Origin of the sequence: Flavobacterium sp. (genome assembly GCF_036405015.1) — a bacterium.
GTDB lineage: Bacteria > Bacteroidota > Bacteroidia > Flavobacteriales > Flavobacteriaceae > Flavobacterium.
In genome coordinates this window covers 1-10,043 of the sequence record NZ_DASWYK010000013.1, presented here as the reverse complement: position 1 = coordinate 10,043, position 10,043 = coordinate 1, and the positions used below count along the sequence as shown (strand labels likewise).

General features: G+C 31.9%; 10 protein-coding genes and 1 pseudogene. 9 read left to right on the top strand and 2 right to left on the bottom strand.

The annotated features are described in order from the left end of the window. Positions 1 to 71 (bottom strand): annotated as a pseudogene (locus VGE71_RS01205) (gliding motility lipoprotein GldH); the annotation flags it as partial. Further along, positions 55 to 1,446: a regulatory iron-sulfur-containing complex subunit RicT gene (locus VGE71_RS01200; RefSeq protein ID WP_331136669.1), complete on the bottom strand. Its 1,392-nt coding sequence runs from the start codon at positions 1,444 to 1,446 to the stop codon at positions 55 to 57. The gene VGE71_RS01200 and the pseudogene VGE71_RS01205, both read right to left, overlap by 17 nt. Before the next feature lie 334 nt (positions 1,447 to 1,780). Here VGE71_RS01200 and VGE71_RS01195 point away from each other — a divergent pair, with 334 nt between their 5' ends. The 9 genes from VGE71_RS01195 (at position 1,781) to VGE71_RS01155 (ending at position 9,997) form a co-directional block, all read left to right on the top strand. Then, on the top strand, positions 1,781 to 2,572 hold the full coding sequence (locus tag VGE71_RS01195) for a hypothetical protein (RefSeq protein ID WP_331136668.1): 792 nt from the start codon (positions 1,781 to 1,783) through the stop codon (positions 2,570 to 2,572). A 208-nt stretch (positions 2,573 to 2,780) separates the two neighbouring features. After that, the gene (locus VGE71_RS01190) at positions 2,781 to 3,959 is read left to right on the top strand and encodes an ankyrin repeat domain-containing protein (protein ID WP_331136667.1); all 1,179 of its coding nucleotides are present in this window, start codon (positions 2,781 to 2,783) and stop codon (positions 3,957 to 3,959) included. A 33-nt stretch (positions 3,960 to 3,992) separates the two neighbouring features. Next, the gene (locus tag VGE71_RS01185) at positions 3,993 to 5,339 is read left to right on the top strand and encodes an ankyrin repeat domain-containing protein (protein WP_331136666.1); all 1,347 of its coding nucleotides are present in this window, start codon (positions 3,993 to 3,995) and stop codon (positions 5,337 to 5,339) included. A gap of 52 nt (positions 5,340 to 5,391) precedes the next feature. Continuing rightward, positions 5,392 to 6,432 (top strand): hypothetical protein, encoded by a 1,041-nt coding sequence (locus tag VGE71_RS01180; RefSeq protein WP_331136665.1) that lies wholly within the window; start codon positions 5,392 to 5,394, stop codon positions 6,430 to 6,432. Between the two features lie 85 nt (positions 6,433 to 6,517). After that, positions 6,518 to 6,805, top strand: coding sequence for a hypothetical protein (locus VGE71_RS01175; RefSeq protein WP_331136664.1), 288 nt, complete (start codon positions 6,518 to 6,520; stop codon positions 6,803 to 6,805). A 19-nt stretch (positions 6,806 to 6,824) separates the two neighbouring features. Further along, the gene (locus VGE71_RS01170; protein ID WP_331136663.1) at positions 6,825 to 7,367 is read left to right on the top strand and encodes a hypothetical protein; all 543 of its coding nucleotides are present in this window, start codon (positions 6,825 to 6,827) and stop codon (positions 7,365 to 7,367) included. 231 nt (positions 7,368 to 7,598) lie between these two features. Then, positions 7,599 to 8,150, top strand: coding sequence for a hypothetical protein (locus VGE71_RS01165; RefSeq protein WP_331136662.1), 552 nt, complete (start codon positions 7,599 to 7,601; stop codon positions 8,148 to 8,150). 18 nt (positions 8,151 to 8,168) lie between these two features. Continuing rightward, positions 8,169 to 8,921, top strand: a complete 753-nt coding sequence (locus VGE71_RS01160) for a hypothetical protein (RefSeq protein WP_331136661.1) — start codon at positions 8,169 to 8,171, stop codon at positions 8,919 to 8,921. Between the two features lie 26 nt (positions 8,922 to 8,947). Then, complete coding sequence (locus VGE71_RS01155; RefSeq protein ID WP_331136660.1) at positions 8,948 to 9,997, top strand: XAC2610-related protein; 1,050 nt, start codon at positions 8,948 to 8,950, stop codon at positions 9,995 to 9,997. Positions 9,998 to 10,043 lie beyond the last annotated feature (46 nt).

Sequence of the window (10,043 nt, the reverse complement as noted above, 5' to 3'; positions counted from 1 at the left end):
ACTCTTTTTTTATCACAAGAAAAAAGAAGTATTGCTGCCAAAAGAAGAATTCCGCTATTTTTTATTCTCATTTTTAGTATTCTTTATTGGTTTTCTAGGTTCAGCAGATTTGTTTTCATTAGAATTCTGCTTATTCGAATTGTTTTGTTTATTCGGATTTTGCTTATTCCTATGATTTTGCTTGTTTGGATTCGGCTTATTCTGCTGATTCGGATTTCCATTTCCTGAAGGTTTATTATTTCCTGCAGGTTTAGGATTATTGTTTGTATTTTTTTCCTGTTGTGGTTTCTGCTGAGTTGCAACACCAGCAGGTTCAGCATTTTTACGTTTGCGATTTGGTTTTTTCTTTCTTTTTGGTTGGTCAAAACGAGTCAAACTCTCTTGTCCCATTGCATTATTGAAATCTTTTTCAGGCTCAGCAACTACCTCAACAGCAAAATCTTCTAAAGACGAAACTTTATTTTTTTGTTTGTTCTCAGCAATAATTTCTTTTACCTGATCAATTTTTAAAACGTGCCAGTTTGCAAAGTTGTTGGTATAAGCAAACCACATTAAACCTTTAAAAATATCTTGTTTTTGGCAAACGGCATCTCCTTTTTCAGTAATCAGTTTGGTATCATAATCTGGAAAATCTTTAAGAGCATCCATGTAAGTGTCTAACTCATAGTTTAAGCAGCATTTTAATTTACCGCATTGTCCAGCCAATTTCTGTGGATTCAATGATAACTGCTGATAACGTGCCGCAGAAGTATTTACACTTCTAAAATCAGTCAACCAAGTCGAACAGCAAAGTTCACGTCCACAAGAACCAACTCCACCCAAACGAGCTGCTTCCTGACGGAAACCAACTTGTTTCATTTCTACTCTTGTACTGAATTCTTTAGCAAAATCTTTAATCAGCATTCTAAAATCGACACGATCATTTGCGGTGTAGTAAAACGTCGCTTTCGATCCGTCACCTTGAAATTCGATATCCGAAATTTTCATTTCCAATTTATGCTGAATCGCTAGTTCACGTGCTCGAACCTTCATTGGTTCTTCACGATCACGTGCTACAGACCAGATATCAATATCTTTTTGAGATGCTTTTCTATAGATTTTCGGTACATCGTTACTTTCGTAATTCACTCCTTTTTTCTTCATTTGAATCTTTACCAATTCGCCTGTAAGAGTCACAATACCAATATCATGTCCTGGTGAAGCAACCGTTGCTACAATATCACCAATACTTAAAGTTAATTTTTCTGAATTTCTAAAAAATTCCTTACGTCCGTTTTTAAAACGAACCTCAACACAATCAAAAATCGCCTCTCCATTAGACGGACTCATGTTCGAAAGCCAGTCAAAAACCGTCAATTTATTGCAGCTATCGGTGCCGCAAGTCCCATTATTTTTACAACCTTTTGGTGCGCCACCATCTGAGGTTGAACAACTTGTACATGCCATAATTATATATGTAGTGCTGCCACAATGCAGCTTAAGTTCATAAACGTTTGATCGGTAAAGATAGTATTTTTTTTATTTGGCTATTTATAGATTAATTCTAAAGGCTTGTTAAATAAAATTTGAATCTTTTTTTTGGTTCCAATATCTTCATTTTTACTTGTAAAATGTATAATCTTTATATTTTTTTATTTAGAATAACTTATTCTGTCTGTTTTATGCCGTAAACGGTCTTTTTTACTTTTTATCCCGACATATATTTACAGACTTTTCATACTTTTTACAATTAGTTTAAAAAATTAAACATACATTCTTGTTAAACAATTCAAACAAAACCATGAAATTTTCAATTTTAACCAAAGCAAACAACAAAGAAAAAGCAATTAACAGTTTTGACATTATTGAACGCGAAATTAATAAATGCAAAAAAACAGACGACTACCTCATTCTAAACAATGTTCCCTCTATCGATAATTCAATTTATCTGCAGACGATACTTACTGATGAGAATTTGTTTACGGTGGAATTAAGACAACAATACGAAAATGATTTTTCTCACTATGGTCTCGAGAAAGTCACAAAAACAGAATGTTTGAATATTTTCAGAACGTATTTTGAAGGCAATTTACCCGATTTAAACAAGTGGAAAAACATAACAAAATACCTTTTACAATATTATTACAATTCAGAAATTGGTCTAAATCAAGAAACTGTACATCCCTCTTTCAATGATTACTTTAAATCTGAATTTTATTTTAATATAAACGATTATTATTCGCCATTTGGGAATGATGCCGGTTTTGATGCTATGATAGAAGCTGAAAGATTTCTACAGAATAATTTTTCAAACAATTTTTATCTCATTCAGCTCATTGACGAAATGAATATCGAAAGTTATGATTATGATGAAAAGAGAGACGACGAAAACTTGCATTTAATCGTTTACAATCATAATTGCGCTGTCGCAATTGGCTTTACAAACCTAAAAGTAAACGGATATATTTTGGAAGATGTCAAAGAAAAAACGCTGGCTTCACTTCGTTTTTTAAATCAGGTGCAAAGTCACGAAAATTACCAAACCATGATCGCCGATTTAAGTAAAGTTGAAGCTATGACTTATGGTTCGTAAATTTTTCGATCGTATCTTCAAAAACTTGTAATCATCCACAATTTTTATTCAAAATAACTTATTCTGTCTGTTTTATGCCGTAAATGGCCTTTTTTACTTTTTATCCTGAAATATATTTACGATTTTTATGTTTTATCTTACAGCGCGGTTTTAATTTAAGACCAAACTGTACTTAAAGTTTATCATTCATTTTTTAAATATATTTCAAATGCAGACAAACCAAATTGAAAATTTCCTTTTCCAAGGAAAATTTGACGAGGCCAGAGAATGCCTAAATAACGGAGAAAAATTTAACGAACAATATCTTAAAAACAACTTTTCGCAGATAGCGGCCAAAATTATCGAAGCGAAAGAAATTGATTTTATTGAAAAACTCATAAAAGCCGGTTTTATTGAAACCGATATTTACGAATTGGACAATTTTGACCAATCTATTTTTAATGCTCTTTCACGAAATATCAAAAATGATGATGAGTCGATTTCCTTCTTCAAAGCAATAATGTCGAAAGTAGATAATGTTAACGATGAAATCAGCGATCAAACGCTTTTGGGATATTGTATTGAGAAAGAAGCTGTTCCAGAAATCATTAAAAGTTTAATAGAAGATTTTGGCTGTAATGCACAATTTAAAAACAATGCACAGGAAAATCTCATTCATAAAATTGTAAACAATTATTCGCTAAATGCCGAAAAAGGCCAAGAATACATCAAAATACTTGTTGAAAACGGTGTTGACATCAACGAGAAAAACGTAGTCGGAACAACTCCGTTAATGTATGCCGTTAAAAGACACAAAAAAGAATACATTCCGTTGCTACTAGAAAATGGTGCCGATCCTAATGAAACTGATAAACAGGAAAACAGTGCTTTTTATTACGCTGCAGCCGAACAATTTTCGATTCCGATGTACGAACTTTTAGCAGAATCATCATCAGCCAATTTCAGTAGTATCAATAAAGACGGGAAAACTTTACTGACAGAATTTATCCGAATGATGTCTGATTCTGAATACGATTTGAACTCACTTCAAAGATTACTATCAGACGGAGCCGATTTAAATCATTGTGCTGAATATTACGGAAATCCGAAATCGGGTGTAGATTATATTTCAGAAAAAAAATCGGGAATTCTGAAATCGGTATTAGACAGCGGTTCTCTTGATGTTAACGAACAAGACAATCAGGGTAACACTGTTTTACACAAAGTCTGCGCGTATAACGTGAATTACGATGCCGAAGCTGCAAAAGAAATCTATCGAAAAGTAAAACTGCTTCTTGAAAATGGTGCAGACAAAGAAATCACCAACGATAAAGATGAAACGGCTCTTATGCTTGCTTCTGGCGACAATTTGAAAATTAAAACGGTTGAGCTTTTAATGAAAAACTAACAATTATTTACTTAAAAAACTTTAAACATGTCAATGTCTTTTATAGTTGCCTGCGAAAACGGGAACAGAAAAATAGCCGAATTACTGCTTCAAAACAAAGAAGTAGACGTTAAATATACGGATGAATTAGGAAGAACGGCTCTACATTATGCTGCACATCGCGGTTATCTTGATATTGTAAAAATCCTTACCGAAGATGGTGCCGATATTAATTATGAAGATCATCAGGGAGAAACGCCATTGTATTTTGCCTGTCTTCAAAAACAGAAACAAACCGCTTTGCATCTTTTAGAAAATGGTGCCGAAATTACCAAAAACGATAAATACGGAAACAGCTTACTGCATTTGGTCGTTCAAACGGCTCAAATCGAAATTGCAACAAAGTTGCTTGAAGCAGGAGTAGATGTTAATTTACTGAATAACAATGGAGAAACTCCGTTATTATTGGCTTCAGCAAAACTAAATCGCGAAATTATTCAGTTGCTTTTAGACAAAGGTGCCGATATCAACATTACCGATAAACAAGGAAATACGCCTTTATTGTACGCTTGTTATACCAAATCAATTCCGATGGTGACTTTGCTTTTAGACAATGGCGCCGATGTAAATCATGTGAATCATTCGGGAGAAAATGCACTTTTGATTGCGTGTTACGAAACCAATCGAATGTTGGCCAAATTGTTGGTTGAAAGAGGCGCCGATGTTTTCACTTCAAACAATAATGGATATTCTCCTATTTGGTACGCTTGCGCGAATAATCAAAAGGAAATTGTGGCATTGTTTCTAGAAAACGGAGTCGATGTAAACTACAGCAAACCGGTTGCGGGTGATACTTCATCGATGAATGATTATTTGGATTGGGTTACAAGCGCATCAAGTATTGCTAATGAATCTAGTTTTACGCTAAACAGTTCTTATACTTATGGTGGTGAAAGTCTTTTGCACGTGGCAACTAAAAAAGGCAATCTAAGCATGGTAAAATTATTGATTGAAGCTGGAGCAGACATCAATATCCAGGACGAATCTGGAAATACGCCATTGCATTACAGCGCAGCCAACGGAAAAAAAGATGTTGTAAAATATTTATTGGACAATAAAGCCGATGCTTCAATCGTAAACATAAAAGAGCAGAAAGCAATTGATTATTCGAACGTAAAAGGTTTTAATGAAATCACAGAATTAATCTTGAAATATGCGCCATCGGGAACAGTTGTAACTCCGATAAATACAGCACCGCAGACTGAAGCTCCACAAGCAGACACTTCAAATTCGATGGAGGCCAAGAAAAAAGCATTACTAGATTTAAAAGAACTTCTGGATGCTGGAATTTTGACTTCGGAAGAATTTGACGTTGAGAAAAGTAAAATTTTGAAAGGGTAAATTATTTGATCACGAGTATAAATAGGTAATTTTTTTCAGGACGAGACACAATATGAATTTAGTAAAACATTATAAAATTAAAGATGTGATATTTAAAACTCACAACATTGATGGCATCTTTTATATTAAGAAAACTAAAAATATAAATTCATTGTTCAAGTTTTTAGATTCGGAAACTTTAATTATTAAAGAGTCTGATTTAGAAAAAGTACTGCTTCATCAAGAAAAATTAGTTTTACTTGATGAAGTGGGCAAACCTATAAAATTTTTAAAAAAAACAGAGAAAAAATACTCCTCTATCAATATTCCTAAAGAGCTTGTAGATATTAGAATAAGTAAAAGCAGAGATGAGTATATATATTATTTTGAAAGAACTCAACCTAGAAAATTTGGAGTGACTGATTTGAAAAACAAAATATTCGAAACAACTGTTCCTAATTTTTATTGGATTTTCTCGAAAAAAAAAGTTTTCTATTTTATCAATGAATTTATTACGTGCTATTCAGATAAAAATCAATTGTCTTGGCAACATGATTTATCAAAATTGAATTCCCAAATTTCAGATAAATTTCATAAATTTTTAGGAATAGCCCATGATAAACTCTTTGTTTTATCTGAACAAAATAGAATTATAGTTTTAGACATAAACAATGGTAGTATCTTAAAATCAATTCATTCTGAAGAATTTCCAGATATGACCGATTCATTTATGCATCCAGAAAGTCTCAATATATATTGTTTGTCAAATACTTTTGTAAAAGTAAATTCTAAATCTTTAGAGATTGAAACATTAAAAAAAATAACAAAAGAAAAAATAAATCCCGAAACTAATACTAATTTATACGGTATAAAAGACTCTTCATATCAAGATAAATACATCAGTTTTACCTCTTACACAAGTTTTAAAAGTGGTCATGCAAAATGGATTGGTTTATTTGACTATAATATTGAGGAAATAGTTTGGCATTATGAGCTTTTAGACGAAACAAATTCAGTAACTATTCTTGCATTTGAAAGTCCTCAATTAGCGGGCGATAAATTATATGTTTTAGATAGTGAGAATACATTACATATTTTAGAATTACACGGATAATAAGTTTTTAACCGTCAGTCAAAATCATAAAAATATTCGTAAAAGGTAATATACAAATACTTTAAACAGGAAAAAAAACCTTACAATGAAGAAAATCATATCTATTTGTCTCTTTACGGTAATTACTTTTACTGTACTTACTTTTTCGACTGCCTCTCTACAAAGACAAGTTGATGGAAGCGACAGATATGGTTTTCCAGCGTCTTTTTATATCCTTTACAGTGAAATGGTTTACCCCGCTCCTATTGAAGAAATGACACGATTCATTTTCCTGAACTTAGTGCTGGATATTGTGGTTGCTTTTCTAATAACAGTCATCCTTTTAGGAATTTACCAGAAAATCATTAAAAAATCAAAACCCCTAAAACAATAAATATTAAACAAATTAAAAAATGAAAAAAATCTTAAATACCACAAAACTACTTATACTATTAATCACTGGGAGTTTAGTTTCGGCTTCTTGTTCTAATTTTTCACCAGAAAAAACTTTTGATATAGCGGTTCTAAATTCGAATTTATTATCTCGCTTTGGAAGTAAAGAAATTAATGAAAAGCTACAATCAGAAGCACAGGTTTATGATGAAAGTCAAAAAAAGATGATTCCTTCTTCGTATCAGGATGCTTTCAAATATGATATATCAAATTTAGAAATCCGCTTAAAATCTATTTCGGAAATAACAGAAGATGAAGACAACAAAGAGCTTTTACAGGCATCAAAAGACCTATTCTCTTATGTAATTGCCAAACAAAAAGAAGGTTATTTACCAATCGCTAAGATGAAAGACGAAAAAGCTTCGCCAGAACAAATAGAAAAAGCAATAGCCGATTTTGATGCTTCAACTCAAACTGAAGTCGATGCTAAGTTTACCAAATTAATGACTGTCGGAAAAGCATACGCCGAAAAGCATAATATTGATGCCAAATTTGGGATGTAATAAACTCATAAAAACAGCATCTAAACAATATTGAAAGAGGTGATTTTTTTACAAGAATTCACCTCTTTTTATTTTGAGATTAAAAACATAATAAACAAAGAAACTTCTCACAATATTCACTTTTAATGCTATTTTTGTTTACATCACATTTTACGAATTATTATTTCGAAAATAATAAGTGATTAAAATAAGCCTAACAAAATCTCGTAATAAAGATTTAAATAAAAAGAAATGTTTGATATCGTATCTATAATCTCAAAACATACTGCTTTTTTAGAAAACAATCTTAAAAAGCTTAATCCCAATCAGAGAAAAAGTATTGGTTCTGCTTTTGCAAGATTCTATTTCTTATTGCCCGAAACCACAGAATGTATAAAGCATTATCTAAAAATTAAAATCACCGAAAAACAGTTTTTAGAAAATTTAGAAAACGATACTCTCCACTATTTCACAGAAGCAGTAAAAAAATACGATACAGAAACAGATCCGTATGCTGATGATTTTGAAGAACTCGAACCGATGGAAGTCAACATCATAAGCGGACTTGAGAATTGTGCTAATGCTTCTGAAAAACCCGAATTTGCAGTTTATAATTTTTTATTACTGATTGATATTTTGGATTATTTTGAAAACTTCTCCGAAAATCCGAAATATTGGAATAAGTTACTGAAAGAAGAAATTGATTTTCAGCAAAAAATCGTTGAGCAAATTTCGAAAGGGGAAATAATGGATGAAAAAGTCTATTTAGAAAGATATAAAGAAGTCCCTTTTGATGAAATATAATAAGACAAACTCAAAAATATGATAAAGAAATACTTGTTTTTTATTCCAGTAATTGCACTGGTTTCCATGATGGTAAGCTGTAAAGATTCTACACCTAAAAAAGAATCACAGAATACAGAAGTAGTAGATCTAAAAGAAATCCCAGAAGTTGACGAAACTACAGTCGAAACCAAAAAGAATCCGATTGATTTTGTTCCAAAAAATTATGTCGCTTTCGATACTATCTATGGCGATTTAAATAAAGATGGTCTTGAAGACTGCGCGCTAATCATTAAAGGAACTGATAAAAGCAAATTTGTTAAAGATGATTATCGTGGCGAATTAGACCGAAATCGAAGAGGAATTATTGTCCTTCTTAACCAAAAAGAAGGTTACGAACTGTTTGTGAAAAATGAAAGTTGTTTTTCTTCTGAAAATGAAGATGGCGGTGTTTATTATGCTCCTGAATTAGATGTCGAAATTACCAAAGGAAAACTATTTGTAAGTTACGCACACGGAAGATATGGTTATTGGCAATATATGTTCAGACTTCAGGATAACGATTTAGCCCTTATCGGATTTGACAACAGCAGTAGTAATGGCCCAGTAATAGATGTTGAAACCAGCATAAATTTCCTTACCAGAAAAAAGATCACTAACGTAAATACCAATCATAATGCAGAAAGCGGTGAAGAAGTATTCGAGAAAACAGAAACTAAAATTAAAAGAACCAAACTTCTGAAATTATCCGAAATTAAAGACTTTGATGAACTTAGTTTTTACGACGAATAGTCTCATAAACCTTACCTGAATAGCGTATGAAAATAAAGCTGTACCTGATCTTTTTTCTATTTGTACAAACCTATATCTCAAATGCCCAGAAAGCTTATGTTATTAATGATTTCATGAAAGGCTACACTTTATATTTTGTAAAACAAAGCAAAGATTCAAAAACAGATGAATATTATAAACTTATAGAAAATCAAACCAATAAAACAGTACTCGAATACGGCAAAAACGAACTTTCTAAATTAGCAATAAGCAAAATAGCCAAAAACACAGTATTCAAAAGTATCCTAGAACCGAATATACGTATTTTAGGTGATGTCAATTTTGATGGTCGTGCCGACATTATCATTTTTAATAACGAGATAAATGACGATGAAGGTTGTTACACGCCTCAGGCAACAGCATATATCTTTATCAATAAGTCAAACTCTTTTGTGTTAAGTAAAAGTATTAGCGATTTATATTACAATTCTTCTTGTGTACGAGGTGGTTCATTTGAAATTGATTCTAAAAACAAACGTCTTATAACCTCAAGCAGTGGTGGTGCTGCTCTTCATGTTTGTTCTTATTATAGCGTTTCGGGTATCGAGGCTAAAGAAGAATGCACTTTTGAGGAAGATGGTTATAGTCCATCTCCTTTTTCGACAATAACAGGCAAAAAACGAAAAGATAATAATTGGATTTCATTCTCATCTTTATCTGTTTATGAACCTAACTTAGACGAAGTGGTTGCTTTTGACACTAAAAACGGTAAAGGACGTATCATTTTATTTAAATCTAAAAGCGTTTTATATTATGCATTTCAGCAAAACGATGCATATAAATTTGTTTCGTTTGCATATCCATCAGATCCTGAAAAAGCCACTAAAGCAATTTTTAAATTCCGAAAGCAAGACGCAAATTATGAGCTAGAATTTAACAGTGGCACTATAAAATATGTCCTTTATGAAACTTCAAGCGACTTTGGAATAAAGATTTATGTAAACGGGAAATTATCGGATTGGCAAGGAACTGCTAAAAAAGGGAGTTTATCTAAGTTGGTAAACTCTAAATTCTTAAATATGGTTAAAGAATATTGAGAATTATTCTTCTTTAAAAATTAGCTTCTCTTATTATTTTTTTACC